This window comes from Oscillospiraceae bacterium, from assembly GCA_025757985.1.
In the GTDB taxonomy this organism is placed as follows: Bacteria; Bacillota; Clostridia; order Oscillospirales; family Ruminococcaceae; genus Gemmiger.
Genome location: CP107210.1, coordinates 1,394,558 through 1,414,107 on the forward strand (window position 1 = coordinate 1,394,558; position 19,550 = coordinate 1,414,107).

Annotated in this window: 17 protein-coding genes and 1 other annotated feature; of the genes, 10 read left to right on the top strand and 7 right to left on the bottom strand. The window is 58.9% G+C overall.

All coding sequences use genetic code 11. The annotated features are described in order from the left end of the window. Positions 1-33 precede the first annotated feature (33 nt). Positions 34-277, bottom strand: a binding site (T-box leader). 139 nt (positions 278-416) lie between these two features. Further along, positions 417-1,592: an ATP-binding protein gene (locus OGM67_06990; protein ID UYJ36202.1), complete on the top strand. Its 1,176-nt coding sequence runs from the start codon at positions 417-419 to the stop codon at positions 1,590-1,592. 185 nt (positions 1,593-1,777) lie between these two features. Here the strand turns inward: OGM67_06990 and ilvA are convergent, their stop codons facing one another. Beyond that, positions 1,778-2,983, bottom strand: coding sequence for a threonine ammonia-lyase (gene ilvA, locus OGM67_06995; GenBank protein ID UYJ36048.1), 1,206 nt, complete (start codon positions 2,981-2,983; stop codon positions 1,778-1,780). A 278-nt stretch (positions 2,984-3,261) separates the two neighbouring features. Here ilvA and kduI point away from each other — a divergent pair, with 278 nt between their 5' ends. Together kduI and OGM67_07005 are read left to right on the top strand one after the other, a co-directional pair. After that, complete coding sequence (kduI, locus tag OGM67_07000; protein ID UYJ36049.1) at positions 3,262-4,107, top strand: 5-dehydro-4-deoxy-D-glucuronate isomerase; 846 nt, start codon at positions 3,262-3,264, stop codon at positions 4,105-4,107. 127 nt (positions 4,108-4,234) lie between these two features. After that, entirely contained in the window at positions 4,235-5,044 is an 810-nt protein-coding gene (locus OGM67_07005; GenBank protein ID UYJ36050.1) for a gluconate 5-dehydrogenase, read from the top strand. A 251-nt stretch (positions 5,045-5,295) separates the two neighbouring features. Here OGM67_07005 and OGM67_07010 read toward each other — a convergent pair whose 3' ends face one another. From OGM67_07010 to OGM67_07020, 3 genes are all read right to left on the bottom strand, one after another. After that, the gene (locus OGM67_07010; protein UYJ36051.1) at positions 5,296-6,168 is read right to left on the bottom strand and encodes an aldose epimerase; all 873 of its coding nucleotides are present in this window, start codon (positions 6,166-6,168) and stop codon (positions 5,296-5,298) included. Between the two features lie 153 nt (positions 6,169-6,321). Continuing rightward, on the bottom strand, positions 6,322-7,806 hold the full coding sequence (locus OGM67_07015; GenBank protein ID UYJ36052.1) for an altronate dehydratase family protein: 1,485 nt from the start codon (positions 7,804-7,806) through the stop codon (positions 6,322-6,324). Positions 7,807-8,092: 286 nt separating this feature from the next. Beyond that, the gene (locus OGM67_07020; GenBank protein ID UYJ36053.1) at positions 8,093-9,592 is read right to left on the bottom strand and encodes a tagaturonate reductase; all 1,500 of its coding nucleotides are present in this window, start codon (positions 9,590-9,592) and stop codon (positions 8,093-8,095) included. 354 nt (positions 9,593-9,946) lie between these two features. Here OGM67_07020 and uxaC point away from each other — a divergent pair, with 354 nt between their 5' ends. Continuing rightward, entirely contained in the window at positions 9,947-11,389 is a 1,443-nt protein-coding gene (uxaC, locus tag OGM67_07025) for a glucuronate isomerase (protein ID UYJ36054.1), read from the top strand. A 193-nt stretch (positions 11,390-11,582) separates the two neighbouring features. Here the strand turns inward: uxaC and OGM67_07030 are convergent, their stop codons facing one another. Further along, the gene (locus OGM67_07030) at positions 11,583-12,035 is read right to left on the bottom strand and encodes an RrF2 family transcriptional regulator (GenBank protein UYJ36055.1); all 453 of its coding nucleotides are present in this window, start codon (positions 12,033-12,035) and stop codon (positions 11,583-11,585) included. A 92-nt stretch (positions 12,036-12,127) separates the two neighbouring features. Between OGM67_07030 and OGM67_07035 the strand changes: the two genes are divergently transcribed. From OGM67_07035 to OGM67_07050, 4 genes are all read left to right on the top strand, one after another. Then, complete coding sequence (locus OGM67_07035) at positions 12,128-12,379, top strand: hypothetical protein (protein UYJ36056.1); 252 nt, start codon at positions 12,128-12,130, stop codon at positions 12,377-12,379. Positions 12,380-12,527: 148 nt separating this feature from the next. Next, positions 12,528-13,424 (top strand): MetQ/NlpA family ABC transporter substrate-binding protein, encoded by an 897-nt coding sequence (locus OGM67_07040; protein UYJ36203.1) that lies wholly within the window; start codon positions 12,528-12,530, stop codon positions 13,422-13,424. A 212-nt stretch (positions 13,425-13,636) separates the two neighbouring features. Beyond that, positions 13,637-14,635 carry an ATP-binding cassette domain-containing protein gene (locus OGM67_07045; GenBank protein UYJ36057.1) on the top strand — a complete coding sequence of 333 codons (999 nt, stop codon included), beginning with the start codon at positions 13,637-13,639 and terminating at the stop codon, positions 14,633-14,635. Then, entirely contained in the window at positions 14,635-15,333 is a 699-nt protein-coding gene (locus tag OGM67_07050; GenBank protein UYJ36058.1) for an ABC transporter permease, read from the top strand. The genes OGM67_07045 and OGM67_07050 overlap by 1 nt, the downstream gene beginning before the upstream one ends. Positions 15,334-15,427: 94 nt before the next feature. On the opposite strand, the gene OGM67_07055 is transcribed toward OGM67_07050, so the two are convergent. After that, entirely contained in the window at positions 15,428-16,480 is a 1,053-nt protein-coding gene (locus OGM67_07055; GenBank protein ID UYJ36059.1) for an aminotransferase class I/II-fold pyridoxal phosphate-dependent enzyme, read from the bottom strand. Between the two features lie 133 nt (positions 16,481-16,613). On the opposite strand from OGM67_07055, the gene OGM67_07060 reads away from it, so the two are divergent. Beyond that, a complete protein-coding gene (locus OGM67_07060; protein ID UYJ36060.1) occupies positions 16,614-17,978 on the top strand; it encodes a sodium-dependent transporter in 1,365 nt (454 codons plus the stop codon). Here OGM67_07060 and OGM67_07065 read toward each other — a convergent pair. Further along, on the bottom strand, positions 17,975-18,748 hold the full coding sequence (locus OGM67_07065; protein UYJ36061.1) for an HD domain-containing protein: 774 nt from the start codon (positions 18,746-18,748) through the stop codon (positions 17,975-17,977). The genes OGM67_07060 and OGM67_07065 overlap by 4 nt on opposite strands. A 176-nt stretch (positions 18,749-18,924) precedes the next feature. Here OGM67_07065 and OGM67_07070 point away from each other — a divergent pair, with 176 nt between their 5' ends. After that, positions 18,925-19,491: a TetR/AcrR family transcriptional regulator gene (locus OGM67_07070; GenBank protein UYJ36062.1), complete on the top strand. Its 567-nt coding sequence runs from the start codon at positions 18,925-18,927 to the stop codon at positions 19,489-19,491. Positions 19,492-19,550 lie beyond the last annotated feature (59 nt).

Below are 19,550 nucleotides of genomic sequence, written 5' to 3' on the forward strand. Positions count from 1 at the left end.
CAATAAATGAAAACAGGCTTTGCCCCTCGTATTCCAAGAGACAAAGCCTGTAAAAACACGACTCTGCGGTACCACTCTTATTGGGGCTGTGCCCCCGCCTCATGAACCTCCAACAAGGTCCGGCACTGTAACGGGTGCACCCGTACCGCCCTACTGGTGAGATTCAAGCGGTCTGCTCCGGGATCAGTTCGCGGTCTGCTGCCCTGCTGCCTTGCACCGACCGGCAGTTCTCTGTAGGGTGCGGGGGCCGTTACTACCTTCCCATCCAAGCATTGTCTGGATTTGTGATAAACTATACCGTACTTTTGCACATTTGTCAAGACTTCTTTGAAAAATCTGCAACAAGCCTTGCAACTTTTTGTCGCGGCAGTTATACTGGGGTAAAGAGTGTTTTTCTTGGGAAAGGAATAATGAATATGTTGCGTAAGGAATGGTTGGCCCATCTGGATGGGCTTGTGGTGTTTCGCGGCCTGCTGGCAGCGGAGCCGCTGCGTGCGCTGCGCGCGGCGCTGGCGGCGGAGGAAAACGAGCTGACGGGCGCGATCGCCGCGCTGGAGGCGGAGCTGTTTGCCCGCGGCACGAACTGGACGGATACCCTGCTGAATACCGTGCTGGAGGAGGAAAACCTCTGCCTGCGTGTGGCGGCCGGGCAGGATGCCGGCCCTGTGCTGGAAAAGGCGCTGGCCGATGAGCTGGACTTTCTGCAGCAGCTGGGGCGCGCCACGCTGGACGAGGTGTTCCCCGGCGCGGCGGCGTTTCTGCCCCGCTGGCAGACCACGCCGGATGCGGATTACCGCGCGGCCTATGAGGCGCGCCGCGCGGCGGCCGGACGCAAGGGCTACGGTATGTTTGCCCGCTACCATGTGTTTGCGCTGGAGGATGGCCGCCTGGTGCCGGTGCGCTACCCCGACCCGCAGCGGCTGAGCGAGTTGCCCGGCTATGAGCAGGAGCGGGAAAAGGTCATCGCCAACACCCGCGCCCTGCTGGAGGGCCGCCCCGCGAACAATGTGCTGCTGTACGGCGATGCCGGCACCGGCAAATCCAGCACGGTCAAGGCCGTTGCCAACGAGCTTGCGCCGGACGGCCTGCGGCTGATCGAGGTCAAGAAGAACCAGCTTTACCAGATCCCCGCCCTGATGGACGAGCTGGCGAACAATCCGCTGAAATTCATCCTCTTTATTGACGATCTGAGCTTCTCTGCCAACGATGATAACTTTGCGGCGCTGAAGGCGATCTTAGAGGGCGGTGTCGGCGGGCGCAGCCATAATGTGGCGGTCTATGCGACCAGCAACCGCCGCCATCTCGTCAAGGAGACGATGGCTGACCGCAGCGGGGATGACCTGCATGCGGCAGATACCCGGCAGGAGCTGATGAGTCTGGCAGCGCGGTTCGGTCTGACGGTGACCTTCCAGCAGCCTGACAAGGACCGCTATGAGCGCATCTTGCTCGAGCTGGCGAAGCAGTATGGCATCCAGATGCCCAGCGACCAGCTGTACATCAAGGGCGCGGCATTCGCCATCCGTGCCGGTGGGCGCAGCCCGCGCGTTGCCAAGCAGTTTGTCGAGCTGCTGGCAGCGGGCGTCAAGGTATAAAATTTCTCCACTATGTAGGGGCGAACAATGCTCGCCCGTGCTCGTTCGCGGCGGCAGAAACATCCGCGGGCGGATATGGAATCCGCCCCTACGCGTAGGGGTCGGCGTCCTCGACGACCCGGGAAGTCAGCGCTGCCGCAAAGCTTCCGCGGGCGAACAATGTTCGCCCCTACATAGCATAAGAATCAGGCGCGCTCCGTCACAAGCTTGAACCCGGCTTCGGTCAGCTTCTGCTTGATCGTTTCGATCTGGGCGGCATCGCGGGTCTCAAGGCCGAGCTTCAGGAAGCAGCTTGTGATGGCCATGTTTGCATCGCTGCGGTCATGGTGGACGCTCACGACATTGGCTCCGCAGCCCGAGACGATGTCGCTGACCAGACTCAGCTGGCCGGGCTTGTCCTCGAGCGCGATCATCAGGTTTGTCTTGCGGCCGCTCATGACCAGACCGCGCGTGATGACACGGGAGAGGATGTTTACATCAATGTTGCCGCCTGAGATCAGGCAGACGGTCTTTTTGCCCGCCAGCGGCAGCTTGCCGAAAAGCGCGGCTGCCACCGGTGTGGCACCGGCTCCCTCGGCCACCAGCTTCTGGTTCTCCATCAGGGCCAGGATGGCGGCGGCGATCTCGTCCTCGCTTACGGTGACGATGTCGTCCACATACTGGCTCACCATCTCAAAGGTCGTTTCGCCGGGCGTCTTGACTGCAATGCCGTCTGCAAAGGTCACGGCGCTGTCCAGTGTCTCGTACTTGTGGTCGTGGAAGGCATGCTCCATGCTGGGGGCACCGGCAGCCTGCACGCCGTAGACCTTTACCTCGGGGCGCAGGCTCTTGATGGCAAACGCTACGCCGGAGATCAGGCCGCCGCCGCCGATAGGCACGATGACCGCGTCTACATCGGGCAGCTGGTCGAGGATCTCAAGGCCGATGGTCCCCTGCCCTGCAATGACGAGCTCGTCATCGTAGGGGTGGATGAAGGTCATGCCGGTCTGCTCCTGCAGCTCCACTGCGCGGTCGTGGGCATCATCGTAGGTGCCCTTGACCAGCTCGACCTCCGCGCCGAGGCGCTTGGTGCTCTCTACCTTCATAATAGGGGCGCCGTCCGGCATGCAGACCACGCTTTTAATACCCATGCGGGTGGCGGCCAGCGCCACGCCCTGTGCGTGGTTGCCGGCCGAGCAGGCGATGACGCCCTTGGCACGCTCCTCCTCGCTGAGCTGGCTGATCTTGTAGTAAGCGCCGCGCACCTTGAAGCTGCCCGTGACCTGCAGGTTCTCGGTCTTTAAATAAAGGTCCGTGCCGGGGCACAGCCGGGGTGCTGCGATCAGATCGGTTTTGCGGGCGACCTGTTTTAGAATAAATTTTGCGTGGTAGATCTTATCCAATGTAAGCATGGGGCTGCTCCTTCGTTTTTGACAATAGATCGGCCCGACCCGGTGCTTCCGGGTCGGGCCGGGCCGCTTCTTCGCGGCCGTGACACTGACATGAGTATACTTGAAAGCTGCTAATTTGTAAAGTGAAAATTATTCATCAATAAATTGCACAAAAACAAAACACAATAATTGTGCAATACTGCCACTATGTTACCGGCGCGGAATGCTGTATAATAAGGGTAACAATAGCAAAATATGTTTGCTCACAAACACACACCTGTCAAGGAGGCAGTCGCTGTATGGATATTCGCTATTCCTGCAACCAGCGCGATTTCAAGCGCTATACAACGGAGGAGACCCGCAAGGAGATGCTGATCACCGGCCTGTACAAGGCCGATGAGGTCGTGGCCGTCTACAGCCATGTGGACCGCATGGTCACGCTGGGCTGCATGCCGGTGCATGAGGAAGTGCCCATCGACAAAGGCATCGATGTCTGGGCCAATTTCGGCACCCATTATTTCCTCGAGCGCCGCGAGATCGGCATCTTCAACATCGGTGACGGTGCCGGTACGGTCACGGCTGACGGCAAAGAGTATCACCTGAACTACAAGGACTGCCTGTACATCACAAAGGGCAACGAGAAGGTCTCCTTCAAGAGTGACGACCCGGCGCATCCCGCTAAATTCTACATGGTATCGGCCCCGGCCCACTGCAGCTATGAGAATAAGCTCATCACCATCGAGCAGGCTGCCAAGCGTCCCCTCGGCTCTGTGGAGACCTGCAACAAGCGCACCATCAATCAGTTTATCCACCCCAGCGTCCTCAAGACCTGCCAGCTGTCGATGGGCATGACCGCTCTGGAGCCGGGCAGCAACTGGAACACCATGCCCAGCCATACCCATGAGCGCCGCATGGAGATCTACACCTACTTTGAGGTTCCCGAGGGGCAGGCGGTTTTCCACATGTGCGGTGAGCCTACTGAGACCCGCCACATTGTCATGCATAACTATGACGCTGTCATCAGCCCCTCCTGGAGCATCCACAGCGGCGTAGGTACATCGAATTACACCTTTATCTGGGCCATGGGCGGCGAGAACATGGAGTTCGATGATATGGATAATATCGCCACGACTGATTTGCGCTGACCGCAAGAAACGCACATATTTTGCGCCGGCTTGCGCAAGATATGCGCAACCATTTACTTTAATTCTTGCGCCCCAGTGATGGGCGCTGGAATATATGACTGTTACAAACTTTAGGAGGTTTTGCATCATGTCTGTTTGCACCCCGAAATCCTTTGACCTGACCGGCAAGGTCGCCCTGATTACCGGCGCATCCTACGGCATCGGCTTTGCCATTGCCACCGCTATGGCCAACTGCGGCGCCACCATCGTTTTCAACGACATCAAGCAGGAGCTGGTCGATAAGGGTCTGGCTGCCTACAAGGAGGCCGGTATCGAGGCCCACGGCTATGTCTGCGATGTCACCAACGAGGATGCTGTCAATGAGATGGTCAAGAAGATCACTGCCGACGTCGGCCACATCAATGTGCTGGTCAACAACGCCGGCATCATCAAGCGCATCCCGATGATCGAGATGACCGCTGCCCAGTTCCGTCAGGTCATTGATGTTGACCTGAACGCTCCCTTCATTGTTGCCAAGGCTGTCATTCCCGATATGATCGAGCAGGGCGGCGGCAAGATCATCAACATCTGCTCCATGATGAGCGAGCTGGGCCGCGAGACTGTCTCCGCCTACGCTGCTGCCAAGGGCGGTCTGAAGATGCTGACCAAGAACATTGCCTCCGAGTACGGCAAGTACAACATCCAGTGCAACGGCATCGGACCCGGCTACATCGCCACCCCGCAGACCGCGCCCCTGCGCGAGATCCAGCCCGATGGCTCTCGTCATCCGTTCGACCAGTTCATCGTTGCCAAGACCCCCGCTGAGCGCTGGGGCAAGGCCGAGGATCTGGGCGGCCCCGCTGTGTTCCTCGCTTCCGAGGCTTCCGACTTCGTCAACGGCCTGATTCTTTATGTTGACGGCGGCATCCTCGCCTACATCGGCAAGCAGCCGGGCTGATTTACTTTCTTCGAGAAGAAAGTAAACAAAGAAGCTTTCAAACAATAAAAAGGACATCCGCTCGTAATTGGCGGATGTCCTTTTTTATTGGCATCGTTGTAGGGGCCGGGCATGCCCGGCCCGCAACTGTACGGCAAAAGCGCTTTTACGGTAAGGCTGCGGGCCGCACATGTGCGGCCCCTACCTCGCAACGCTTGTAGGGGCGGCGTCCTCAATGCACCGCGGGAGGGATGAATCCCTCCCCTACTGCCTTACCCGATGGTCACGCTCCACTTGAACTCCTTGCTCTCGCCGGGGTTCAGCTCGATGTGATGGCCTGCCTCATTGACGGAGTTTGCCCAGCCGTTCCACGGCTCCATGCAGACGAAGCTTTCGGCGTCCTGCTGCCAGAGCACGCCGTTGGAGAAGACGCTCTCGTCAAAGCTGACCGTGACCTTGTGGCCGTTGCCGGCATCGGTCAGCTGCATCGGGCTCTTGACGCCGGTCAGCAGGCGGATGGAGTCAGCGCTGCCCTCCTTGCGGGTCAGTGTGATCGTCTCGGGCGCGGCGGGCTGCTCGCCCTTGGCGCTCTCGCTGCAGGTGGCGGCGTCAATGGCAAAGGAGACATTGTCGAGCTTGGTCACGCCGAAGTAAGGGTGGAAACCAACGCTGAACGGCAGCGCCTTGTCACCGGTGTTGGCAACGGTCAGCGCCAGCGTGGCAGTGCTGCCGCAAAGGGTATAGCGCATCGTCAGCGCAAAGTCGAACGGGTAGACGAACTTAGTCAGGCCGTTGGGCGTCAGAGTCAGCTCAATGGCAGAATCGTCGGCAGTCTTGACCTGCCAGGGAAGCAGGTCGGCCAGACCGTGGACCTCGATGGGATAGGCTGCGCCGCCGAAGTGATGTACGCCGTCATCGGGCTTGCCGCAGTTGGGAAACAGAATGGGGATGCCGCAGCGGGGGCGATCAGTGGATTCAAAATTCTTGTCGCGCAGCCAGAGGTATTCCTCGCCGTTTTTGGTGAAGGAGGTGGCCATGCCGCCCTTTTCGGGGGTGACGGTAAAGGCGTACTCTCCATCGGTCAGGGTCAGGGTCTTGTAGGAAGCACCGTATTTTTCATAGGTGCCGGTAGTCAGAGTAGACATGATAAGGCTCTCCTTTGTATGCACGTAGGGGCCGCACATGTGCGGCCCGCAACTTTGTGGAAAGCACCCGATTGCGGGTAAGTTGCGGGCCGGGCATGCCCGGCCCCTACAGCGTAGTGGTTTTTTTCGTGTTTAATTATACCACAAACAGGCTTACAATACAACGCCGTCCTTGAAAATCGAGATCTCGCGGAAGCCTTTCTTCTCGGCACAGGTCTGCTTGCCGGAGGCAACATCCAGCACCAGCCGGTACAGGTCGGCGCCGGCCTCGTCCAGCGTGCGCTCACCATCCGCGACCACACCGGCGTTGAAGTCAATCCATGTCTTTTTCCTGCCAGCCAGCTGGCTGTTGGTGGCAATCTTCAGCGTCGGGGCCGGCGCGCCGAACGGCGTGCCGCGGCCGGTGCTGAACAGTACCATGTGGGCACCGGCTGCCGTCAGCGCGGTGGCACTGACCAGATCGTTGCCGGGGCCGTACAGCATGTTCAGGCCCTTGGTGGTGACAGGCTCGCCGTAGTCGATGACATCCATGATCGGCGCAGAGCCGCCCTTCTGCACACAGCCGCAGGATTTATCCTCCAGTGTGGTGATGCCGCCCTGCTTGTTGCCCGGGCTGGGGTTGTCGTAGACGACCTCATTGTGGCTGATGAAATATTCCTTGAAGCCGTTGATCATCTTGACGGCCTTCTCAAACACCTGCTCATTCTGGCAGCGGTCCATCAGGAAGCCCTCGGCGCCGAACATCTCGGGGACCTCGGTCAGCACGGTGGAGCCGCCGCGGGCGCACAGCATATCGCTGAAGCGGCCGATGGTCGGGTTGGCGGTGATGCCGGACAGGCCGTCCGAGCCGCCGCACTTCATGCCGATGACCAGCTCGCTTGCGGGAATCGCCTCGCGCTGGAACTGCCCGGCGTAGGCGGCCAGCTCCTTCAAAATCTCGCGGCCTGCCACCAGCTCATCCTCGACATCCTGACAGGTCAGGAACTTGACGCGGTCGTGGTCGTACTCACCCAGCTCAGCCAGGAACTGGTCATGGGTCAGGTTCTCGCAGCCCAGAGACAGCACCAGCACGGCACCGGCGTTGGGGTGGCGGGTCAGCGCGGCCAGCAGCTTGCGGGTCTGCGCGTGGTCATGGCCGGTCTGGGAGCAGCCGAACGGATGGGTAAAGGTGTACAGGCCGTCAATGCTGCCGGTGACGAGATCCTGATTGTTGCGCACAAGCGCCTTGGCGCAGTCATTGACGCAGCCGACCGTGGGGATGATCCAGATCTCGTTGCGGATGGCGGCGCGGCCGTCCTTGCGGCGGTAGCCCATAAAGGTCTCGGCGGGGGCGGGGGTCAGCGGGTGGACATCGGGATGGTAGCTGTACTCGATCTCACCGGAAAGATTCGTCTTGATGTTGTGGGTGTGCATCCAGGTGCCGGGCACGGCGTCTGCCGTGGCATGGCCGATGGGGAAACCGTACTTGATGACATTCTCCCCCGCCTTGATGGCGGCAATGGCCATCTTGTGGCCCTGAGGAATATCCTCAACAGCGGTGACGGTGGTGTTGTCAACGGGAACAGCGGTGCCCTTGGCGATGGGGTGCAGGGCAACGACTACATTATCGGCGGGATTGATCTTAATGGCAATGGGCATAAGATGCCTCCTTACTAATAATAAAAGTGGGGCCGGAGGGCATCCTCCGGCCCCAATGGGGTACGTTTTAAGCCTTCCCCCCTTGGGGGAAGGTGGCCGCGCGGCGCGCGGTCGGATGAGGGGCGGCGTTACGGCGGCAACCCGTTTGCGGGCAGCAATAGCGAACGCGCCCCTCATCAGTCACCTTCGGTGACAGCTTCAGTCTACGCGCTAAGAGCCGCCTTCGGCGGTTGCGCTCCGACACGCGCCTGCGGGCGCAGTCCCTCGGGGAGAAGCCTTTATGGGCTTACAGGCAGCTCTTGTAAGCAGCCAGCGCGCCGTTCTCGCGGATGTTGGTCAGATTCTTGACGGTGGCCTCCTCAAAGCCGGGAACCTTGGTCAGATCCTGACCCCACATCTGCTCGTTGGTCATGACGGCATGGACCAGCGCGGGGATGCTGTCGTTCTTGTGCGCATTGTAGAACTCGAGGACCCAGCGGTCATCGGAGACAGTGTACTCGTTGCCCTTGGCACGCTTGCAGACCAGACCCTTGTCGGTCAACTCCTGCACATCATTGCTGTAGAAGGCAATGTATGCGGCAAAGCTCATGGTCAGGCAGGTGGGCAGCTTGCCGTTCTTCTCGACATACTCAAGGAAGGAGGGCATGTTGCGGGCGCGCCATTTGGAGGTGGAGTTCAGAGAGATGCTCATCAGCTCATGGTTGACGAACGGGTTGTTGAAGCGATCCTCCACGGCGGCGGCAAACTTCTTGCAATCGTCCTGATCCAGCGGCAGGATGGGCACGACCTCCTGCAGCAGCATCTTGTTCATGTAGCCCAGAACGGTCTCGTCATGCATGCAGTCGCGCACGATGTCGAAGCCGGCGAGGTAGGCACCCAGCACAAAGCCGGTGTGGGCGCCGTTCAGGATGCGGACCTTGCGCTTCTTGTACGGGCTCATGTCGGGGGTGACAAAGACATGGCTCTCGAGACCGGCCTTGCGGAAGGGCAGCACGTCGTTCAGCTTGGTGTCGCCCTCGATGACCCAGACGCCAAAGACCTCGCCGACATCAAGCAGCGGGTCAGCGTAGCCGTGCTTTTCCTCCAGCTCGGCAACCTCCTTCGGGTCGCGGATGCGGCCGGGGACGATGCGGTCGACCAGAGAGCCGCAGAAGGTGCAGTCCTCGTTGACATACTTCTTGAAGCCGTCCTCAAGGCCCCACTGCTCGATGTACTGGTTGACGCACTTGAGCAGCTCCTTGCCGTTGTTGTCGATCAGCTCGCAGGCGAGCATGATGATGCCCTTCTTGCCGGCCTTATAGCGGTGATACAGCACCTGAGTCAGCTTGCCGGGGAAGCTGGATGCAGGAACATCCTCCAGCTTGCAGGCGGGGTCGTAGACGATGCCGGCCTCGGTGGTGTTGGAAACGATGATCTCAAGATCGTCGCTGGCGGCAACCTCCATCATCTGACGGAAGCCCTCCTCCTCATACGGGTTCAGGCAGCGGGAAACACTGGAAATGACGCGCTTGTCATCGACCTTCTGGCCGTTTTCGCTGCCGCGCAGGTAGAGGGTGTACAGACCCTCCTGCTCGTTGATCATCTTGGCCAGACCCGGGGCGATGGGCTGAACCAGAACGCACTTGCCGTTCCAGTCAGCCTTCTCGTTGGCAAGGTCGAACCAATAGTCAACAAATGCGCGGAGGAAGTTGCCTTCGCCGAACTGCAGGACCTTTTCGGGGGCGTTTTTCAGAATGTAGCCGTTATAGCCGGATTTCGCAAGAACATCATAATTCAAGGTTTCCATAGACGCTTTCTCCTTATAATCATAAACCATTCTGGTACTGCGGCATGGGTGCTGCGGTACGCCTTGTTACCTAACATTGTATTTTCTTTGCCCGATTTCGTCAAGATGCAATAAAAAAACAGCGCACATATTTTGCGCTGTTTTTTGCTTTCCACAAGTTGCACAACATTGTTTATAGTTTTTTAGCTATAATTTAGGGTATCAAGCAATTTTTGCAACTTGTGCAAGCAGTTTTTGTTATGTATAATAGTAACAGAGTATGCCGTTTTGGGGCATTTGAGATGCGCAAGGTTTGTGCTATCGGGCCTCGGCGGCTGCATCCGATTATATCCATTACAAAAGGAGCGTCTATACATGAAAGCGTTTATGGACAAGGACTTTTTGCTTGAGACCCCCACTGCGCAGCATCTGTACCACGACTATTCGGCCAAGCTGCCCATCGTGGATTACCACTGCCATATCCCCCCGCAGGAGATCTACGAGGACCGCCGCTTTGAGAACATCGCGCAGGTCTGGCTGGGCGGCCATCAGGTGCTGGCCGACGGCAGCGACTACTACTTCGGCGATCATTATAAGTGGCGCGTGATGCGCTCCAACGGTGTGCCCGAGGAGTACATCACCGGCGACAAGCCTGACCGTGAGCGCTTCCAGAAGTTTGCCGAGAGCTTGGAGATGGCCATCGGCAACCCGATGTATACCTGGTGCCATCTTGAACTGAAGAAGTACTTCGGCTATGAGGGCGTGCTGAACGGTGAGACGGCCGAGGAGGTCTGGAACCTCTGCAACGACAAGCTGCAGCATGACCCGAAGCTGACCGTCCGCGGCCTGATCGAGCAGAGCAACGTCGCCATGGTCGGCACCACCGACGACCCCATCGACTCCCTCGAGTGGCACAAGAAGATCAAGGAAGACCCGACCATCAAGGTCGTGGTTGCTCCCTCCTTCCGCCCCGACAAGGCCCTGAACATCCGCAAGGAGGGCTTCGCCGATTACATCCATAAGCTGGAGGAAGTTGTGGGCCGCAAGTTTGCCTGCGCAAATTGCGTTGTCAGTGCGCTGGAAGAACGTCTGGAGTTCTTCGTCGAGATGGGCTGCCGCGCTTCTGACCACGGTCTGGACTACATCCCCTTCGCCGAAACGAACGCTGAGAAAGCGACTGCTGCCTTCAAGAAGGCCATGGCCGGTGAGACCCTGACCAAGGAGGAAGGCGACGAGTACACCACCTACCTGCTGCTGAAGCTGGGTGCCCTGTACAAGAAGCACAACGTTGTCATGCAGATGCACTACAGCTGCCTGCGCAATGTCAACGACAAGATGTACCGCAAGCTCGGCCCCGACACCGGCTTTGATATGATCGCCGTGACCGATTGCAGCGCTACCATCAGCAGCCTGCTGAGCGCACTGACCAAAGAGGACGCCTGCCCGAAGGTCATTCTGTATAGCCTGAACCCCGCCGACTTCGACATGCTGGGCACCATTCTGGGTGCGTTCCAGGATGACGAGATCCCCGGCAAGATCCAGCTTGGCTCCGCCTGGTGGTTCTGCGATACTGACGACGGCATGTACCAGCAGATGAAGACGCTGGCGCGTCTGGGCCTGCTGGGCAACTTCATCGGTATGCTGACCGACAGCCGCAGCTTCCTGAGCTACACCCGCCATGAGCTGTTCCGCCGCCTGATGTGCAATCTGATCGGCAACTGGGTCGAGAACGGCCAGTACCCCAACGATGAAAAGGCCCTGCAGAAGATCGTTGAGGGCATCAGCTATTATAATGCCAAGCGGTATTTTAATCTGTGATATTCCTTGATTGAGATAACGCAATCATAAACAGCACCGCCCCATCTGCTGATATGGCAGATGGGGCGGTGCTTTCTTTTAAAAGCAAGGCAGAGTTGTAGGGGCGGCAGATGTGCCGCCCGCGGCTTTCCCGCAAGCAGTCGGCGGCCTTACACACGCGGGTCGGGCATGCCCGACCCCTACATGGCAGCACTTAGAGGTCGGTCTCGCAATTTTCGGAAGTTTCCGGGGAAATCTCCGGCACCTCCGGCATGGTGCGCAGCTGTTCGAGCGTAATGCCGTCCACATATTTGTTGATCAAATCGTTCAGGCCGGACCAGAAATCCAGCGTGTGGCACTGGCCGCGGTGGGGACAATCCACCGCAGAAGCCAGACACGGAATGGCTGTCAGCTCCCCTTCTACGGCGCGCAGGATCTCGCCGGAGGTGATCTGTGCAGCCGGGCGGGCCAGACGGTAGCCGCCCTGTGCGCCGCGCACGCTGGAAACAAGGCCGGATTTTGCCAGCGGGGTGACGATCTGCTCCAGATATTTTAAGCTGATGCGCTGCTTGTCGCTGATATCCTTCAGCGGGATCAGGTCATTGGGGCGGTTGGCCAGCTCCACCATCAGGCGCAAGGCATAACGGTCGCGGGTCGAAAATTTCATGGTGATGCTCCCTTTATCGGAATTAGTAAGACTAATCATAGCATAATACTGGGAATTTTGCAAGTCTACTACCTACTAACACAGTAGGATATATGCAAATCGACGAAATGTGCATTTTTATGCAAGAAGGTGTTGACAGAACCGGTTCACAGGCGTATACTGTGAGCCATGGAAAGCAAATGACCGCTGACCAATCACGAGAGAAAGGGGTACAGACCAATGACGGCTTATCGTTCCGGTATGATGATGATGTGCATGTGCATGTTGCTCCGGCAGCCTGTGCCAGCTTTCTTGTGCGCAAAATACAGCGCGTAATGAAAACTTGCAGCGGGATGCCGGGGTAAAAGCCGACATCCCGCTTTTGTTTGGAAAGGAAGTTTGTAACTATGACAAGAGGCCCCGTTTACAAGCAGCCCGGTGTGCGAATGTGTTGAAAATAGAGGGAACACACATTCAATCAACAACACACCTGACAATTATAAAGGAGAATATATCATGAAAAAACTCATTTCTGCAACGCTTGCCGCTACTCTGGCCCTGAGCCTCGCCGCCTGCGGCTCCTCCGCCTCCACCTCCGAGGCTGCCCCCGCTGAAAGCACTGCTTCCAGCGCTGCGGAATCTGCCGCCGAGTCCACCGCTGAGACCAGCGAGCTGGCCGGCACGACCCTGAAGGTCGCCGCCTCCCCCACGCCCCATGCCGAGATCCTGAATGTGGCCAAGGAGGTTCTGGCCGAGCAGGGCATCGACCTGCAGGTCGTTGAGTTCAGCGACTATGTGCAGCCCAACCTTGTCACCGAGAGCGGCGAGGTCGATGCCAACTACTTCCAGCACACCCCCTACCTCGACAGCTTCAACGAGGAGAACGGCACCCACCTCGTCAGCGTTGGCGCTGTCCACTATGAGCCGTTCGGCATCTATCCGGGCAAGAGCAATGACCTTGCCGCTATCGCGGACGGTGCGACCATCGCCGTGCCCAACGACACCACCAACGAGGCCCGCGCCCTGCAGCTGCTGGCCGCTCAGGGCTTGATCACCGTGCGTGACGGCGCCGGTCTGACCGCGACCATCAACGACATCACCGAGAACCCCCATAACCTGAAGATCGAGGAGATCGAGGCTGCACAGCTGCCCCGCACCGTGCAGGACGTTGATTTCGCCGTTATCAACGGCAACTACGCGATGGAGGCTGGCTTCTCCGTTGGTAAGGACGCCCTTGCCACCGAGGATGCATCCTCTGAGGCTGCCCAGACCTACGCCAATGTGCTTGTCGTGAAGGAGGGCAACGAGAACGACCCCGCCATTCAGGCCCTGTACGCCGCCCTGACCAGCGACAAGGTCAAGGAGTACATCAACAGCACCTATGACGGCGCGGTCGTGCCCATCTTCTAAGAAAATGCCTCGTACAGCCGTGAACGGGCACGGGTGGATATAGAATCCGCCCCTACGGTACGGCAAGCAGCGAAATTGTAGGGGCGCATTCCATATGCGCCCGCCGGCAGCCGCAAAGAAAACCCTTGCAACCTGCCGGAATATAGAGTACAATCTATAGCGAATGAGTTTTTGCGCTCATTCGCTATCTTTGTAAATGAGGGAGAAAACCCATGATCGAATTGCAACACCTGACCAAGCGCTTTGCCACGCAGGGCGGCACGGTCATTGCACTGAACGACATCAACCTGACGATTCGGGACGGGGATGTCTACGGCATTATCGGCATGTCGGGCGCCGGCAAGTCCACGCTGGTACGCTGCATCAACATGCTGGAGCGCCCCGATGAGGGCAAGGTCATCGTCAATGGAAAGCAGATGCAGGAGCTGAACGCAGCCGACCTGCGCGCGGCCCGCCGCGAGATCACAATGATCTTTCAGCAGTTCAATCTGCTGATGCAGCGCACCTGCCTGCGCAATATCATGTTCCCGATGGAGCTGGCCAAGGTCCCCCGGGACAAGGCCGAGGCCCGCGCCCGTGAGCTGCTGGAGCTGGTAGGCCTGCCCGATAAGGCGGACGCCTACCCGGCGCAGCTGTCCGGCGGCCAGAAGCAGCGCATCGCCATCGCCCGCGCGCTGGCAACCGACCCGAAGGTGCTGCTCTGCGATGAGGCAACCAGCGCACTGGACCCCAACACGACCCATGCTATCCTGCAGCTGATCCAGAAGATCAATCGCGAGCTGGGCATCACGGTCGTTATCATCACCCACCAGATGAGCGTGGTCGAGGAGGTCTGCAACCGCGTGGCCATTCTGGACAACGGCACGGTCGTGGAGGAGGGCGAGGTGCAGGCCATCTTCAGCCACCCCACCTCCAAGGCGGCACGGCGGCTCGTCTACCCTGCCGGTGCGCCTCAGGCGGAGCCGCTGCCCGGCCACAAGCTGGTGCGCGTAGCGTTCGGCGGCACCCAGACCACCGATAAGCCGCTGGTCGCAAGCCTTGCCATTGAGTGCGGCGCGCTGGTGTCCATCATGGCGGCGGATACCCGCATCGTGAACGGCCAGACGCTGGGCACCATGCTGCTGGCCCTGCCTGACGATGATAAGGCGGCCGCAGCGCTCGACTATATCAAGAACTATCCCGGCATTACCTATGAGGAGGTGAACGGCTGATGGCAGAGTTTTTTGCAGGCAAGGACTGGCAGACATTCATGCAGATTCTGCCCACCATTCCGTTTGAAACATGGGAGACCATCTGGTCCACCGTAGTTGCGACCCTGCTGGCGCTGGTCATCGGCCTGCCGCTGGGGGTCTGCCTTGTCACCGGTGAGCAGGGCGGCGTGCGTCCCCTGCCCCGCTGGCTGATGGCGCTGCTCAACGGCCTTGTGAACCTGTTGCGCAGTGTGCCCTTCCTGATTTTGATGATCATTGTCATTCCGCTGTCCCGCGCCATTGTGGGCACCTCCATCGGCACGGTGGCGTCCATTGTGCCGCTGGTCATCGCATCCTTCCCCTTTGTGTCCCGTCTGGTCGAGACGAGCATGCGTGAGGTGGACGGCGGCGTGATCGAGGCCGCCCAGAGCATGGGCGCAACGCCGCTGCAGATCATCACGAAGGTCATGGTCCCCGAGAGCATGCCGAGCCTTGTGGCGAATGTGACAATCGCAGCTACCACCATCATGGGCTACGGCGCTATGGCCGGTATCATCGGCGGCGGCGGTCTGGGCAAGATCGCCATCAACTACGGCTATTACCGCTTTAATGTTGTGCTGGAGTTCTTTGCAACGGCCCTGCTGGTCGTGCTGGTGCAGATCCTGCAGACCGTCGGCACAAAGCTGGCTATCAAGTGCGATAAGCGCGTGCAGAAGTGACCACATAATACGGCGCTGCTTTGACTGGCAGCAAAAAATCCCGCATCGCAAGGATGCGGGATTTTTTTGCTGCGGGGGTATTGAAAAAGACCGTTTACAGGGCTTTTACATCGGCGAGAAGCTGTTCCACTGCCTCGTCCTTCGTCGCCCAGCTGGTGCAGATGCGCACAGCGGTGTGGTGCTTGTCGGGCTTGCCCATGTGGGTCATGGCATAGCCCTCAGCCAGCTTTTCGTACCATGCATCGGGCAGGACAAAGAACTGCTGGTTCGTCTGGGAATCGTGCAGCAGACCGCAGCCCTTTTCCTCGAAGGCGGCGCGGATGCGCAGCGCCTGCTCGTCAGCCTTTTTGGCCATCGTGAAATATAGGCTGCAGCCGCTGCCGTCCTCGCCGTCCAGCAGGGCAAGGAACTGCTCACCCAGCAGGCGGCCCTTGGCCAGCATGCCACCGTGCTGCTTGATGCAGTAGCGGAAATCACCCTTCAGCTCATCGTTGGTGATGACGACTGCCTCGCCAAAGAGTGCGCCGCATTTGGTGCCGCCCAGATAAAACACATCACAGAGCGCCGCATAGTCCTGCAGCGTCAGGTCGTTGGCGGGGCTGGTCAGGCCGTAGGCCATGCGGGCGCCATCCACAAACAGGTAAAGACCCAACTCATAGCAGGCGGCGGAAATGGCGGTCAGCTCCTCCTTTGTATAAAGGGTGCCGACCTCGGTCGGGTTGGAGAGGTAGACCATGCCGGGCTGAACCTCATGCTCATGGCTGGCGTTTGCGCGGTGCTCCTCGACCGCTTTGCGGATCTGGCGCGCAGTGATCTTGCCTGCCTTGGACGGCAGTGCCAGACATTTGTGGCCGGTGGCCTCGATGGAGCCGGTCTCATGGACATGGATATGGCCTGTGTCAGCGCACAGCACGCCCTGCCACGGCCGCAGTGCCGCGGCAATAACCGTCAGATTGGCCTGCGTTGCGCCCACAAAGAAATGCACGGCAGCATCCGGTGCATCGCAGAGCAGCCGGATCTGCGCGGCGGCCTTGGCGCAGTAGGCATCCTCCCCATAGCCGGGGGTCTGGTCAAAATTGGTCTTTTGCATAAGATCCAGCACGGCGGGGGCTGCGCCCTCGCCATAGTCACATTCAAAACGAAGCATATTTAACTCCTTACGCATTAGTATGTACGCCACACTACGGGTGTTGCCATAATTATAACACCGTGATTCACCTCTTGCAAGCCTCGCCGTGATACGCTATAATAATACTACTTTGTGAGAAAAGAGGAATCGTATGGAATCCCAAAAACAACGAGAGGGCTTCGGCTCGCGCCTTGGCTTCATCCTTGTCAGCGCCGGCTGCGCAATCGGCATCGGCAATGTCTGGCGGTTTCCCACCGTCACGGGGCAGTGCGGCGGCGGTATCTTTGTGCTGTTCTACCTGCTTTTTCTGGTGCTTATGGGGCTGCCGGTGCTGACGATGGAGCTGGCAGTCGGCCGGGCGGGCCGCGGCGCAGCACGCGCCGCGTACAAGACGCTGGAGCCGGAGGGCAGTAAGTGGCATATCCACGGCTGGTTCTGCATGGCGGGCTGCACGCTGCTGATGATGTATTACACGACCGTCTCAGGCTGGATGCTTGATTACTTTGTCCGGTTTTTGACAGGCAGCTTTGACGGACTGAACGCTGAGCAGGCGAGCAGCGTCTTTGGCGAGATGCTGGCCAACCCTGCCGAGATGGTGTTCTGGATGGCTGTCATCACGGTGGCGGGCTTCATCGTCTGCGGCCGCGGCCTGCAGGGCGGGCTGGAAAAGGTCGGCAAATGGATGATGAGCGCCCTGCTGGTGCTGATTTTGGTGCTGGTCGTCCACAGCTTTACGCTGCCCGGCGCGGGCGAGGGACTTGCCTTCTACCTGCTGCCGGATGCAGGGCGCGCTGCCGAGCAGGGCCTTGGGAATGTCATCACGGCGGCAATGAACCAGTCCTTCTTTACGCTGAGTCTTGGCATCGGCGCGATCGAGATCTTTGGCAGCTATATGGACCGCCGCTTTACCCTGCCCGGTGAGGCTGCGCGCATCTGCGTGCTGGACACCTTTGTGGCGGTCTGCGCGGGGCTGATCATCTTCCCGGCCTGCTTCTCCTTCGGTATTGCGCCCGATGCAGGCCCGAGCCTGATCTTCATCACGCTGCCCAATGTCTTTACGAATATGGCGGGCGGACGGCTGTGGGGCACGCTGTTTTTCCTGTTCATGACCTTTGCAAGCTTTTCCACGGTCATTGCCGTGTTTGAGAACCTCATCGCCTGCGCCTGCGAAAACTTTGGCTGGGACCGCCGCAGGGCCTGCGTCATCGGCATGACGGCGCTCGTCCTGCTGGGGCTGCCCTGTGCGCTGGGCTACAGTGTCTGGAGCTTTATCCAGCCTTTGGGTGCCGGTTCCACCGTGCTGGATTTCGAGGATTTCCTCGTCAGCAACCTGCTTCTGCCGGGCGGCAGCCTTGTGTATCTGCTGTTCTGCGTCACCCGCTGGGGCTGGGGCTTTGACGGCTACACGGCTGAGTGCAACACCGGTGACGGTCTCAAAATGCCGCGCTGGGTCAAGCCCTACTTCAAATATGTACTGCCCGTGCTGATTGCAGTGATTTTAGTGCAGGGACTTTAACAGCCGTTGGCTTTGAGCCACCGCTTCATTTCTGCGGCGATCTTTTCAAACGCCTGTGCGGTGTCGGGGTTGTCGGTTTTGAAGGCCAGCAGCTTCCAGAGCCACCCCTGCGCGTCTACGATCCGCAAGCTTTCGGGATAGCACAGCTCAAATACCAGAGATGCATGGCCCACGGCGTTGTCCGCGGGCCATTTTTTCAGGCTGTGCAGCACGCAGTGATGCTCATAAAAGGCGTCCAGCACAGCCGGGGTCACAGGGCTTTGGCGCAGCTGGGCTGTGGTGACATTGTAAATTTCCTCCATCGGGGTCTCGACATTGACGCGCAGGATGTCGATTTTATCGGCGTCCCGCAGGATCTGGCAGAACCGCTGCGTGCGTTCATCCAGCCCGTCCGGCAGGCGGAAGGCACTGTGCCATTCCACCGCCGCGCGCAGCAGGCTGTCGGCGTTGGTGTCATCGAGATAGTCCCGGATACGCCCCTCGTCAAACAGGACCGAGACGCTCAGCGCGGCATGGCTGACCGACTGCGCATCAATAAAGGTGTTGTACCGGCGCAGCTGTTCAAAGCGGCCCACATCGTGCAGTATGCCGCTCAGCCATGCAAGGTCGATGTCCTGCTGCGGCAGCGAAAGACTTTCGGCGATCCTGCCGCAGAGGGCTGCCACGCGGTAGGTGTGGTCGATCTTAAGCTTTACCTTCGGGTCAGCGGTGTTGTAATGCGCAGCATAGTCGGCAAAGGCCCGCTGCGCGCGGGCACGGTCGATTTTCATAGTATCACTCCCCGCCCCTATTGTAGCATAACCGCACCGGTGTGCAAACTGCGAATTTGATAAAAAACCGTCAACAAATACCGACAATTTAGTACAAATGGTTTAAAAATCCTTGACATCAGTGTTAAAAACGGCTATTCTTAAAGTAGTAAATCGTGAGGAAGGCGGTGCATACAATGAACGCCAAGGGGGACGCCAACCGCAGTGTGCGCATGACCAAGCAGCGGCTGTATCAGGCGCTGATCACGCTGCTGCAGCAAAAAAGTCTGCGTGAGATCACGGTGCGTGAATTGACGGAGCTGGCCGGTATCAGCCGCGGCACATTCTACTTTCATTACACCGATATTTATGCCCTGATGGACCAGATGGAGGCCGCCCAGCTGAAGCGGCTGAATGAGCTGATGGATACCCTGATCCCCAGCATCTCGCAGGAGGATGTCCCCACAGCGCTGGTGGCGCTGTTTACCTATTTGACCGAGAACCCCGACCTGTGCGCCGCTCTCTACGGCAAAAGCTGGGAGTCGGAGTTTACCTCCAGCGTAAAGCGGCTCATAGCCGAGCGCTGCTGGGGCAATTTTGCCCCCACCGGCGGGACTGAGGATCAGAAATATATGCTTTCCTTTGCGGTCAACGGCTGCTTTGGTACGATTGCGGCCTGGCAGGAAAATCAGTTCCAGCCGCCGCCGGCTGAGATTGCTCGCATTACCTGGCAGGCGATACGCGCCGTGATGGAGCAGCTGTAAAAGTGTCTGCCCGCCTTGCTTTTTGACGGGGCGGGGGGTATAATAGAACCATGAAACTG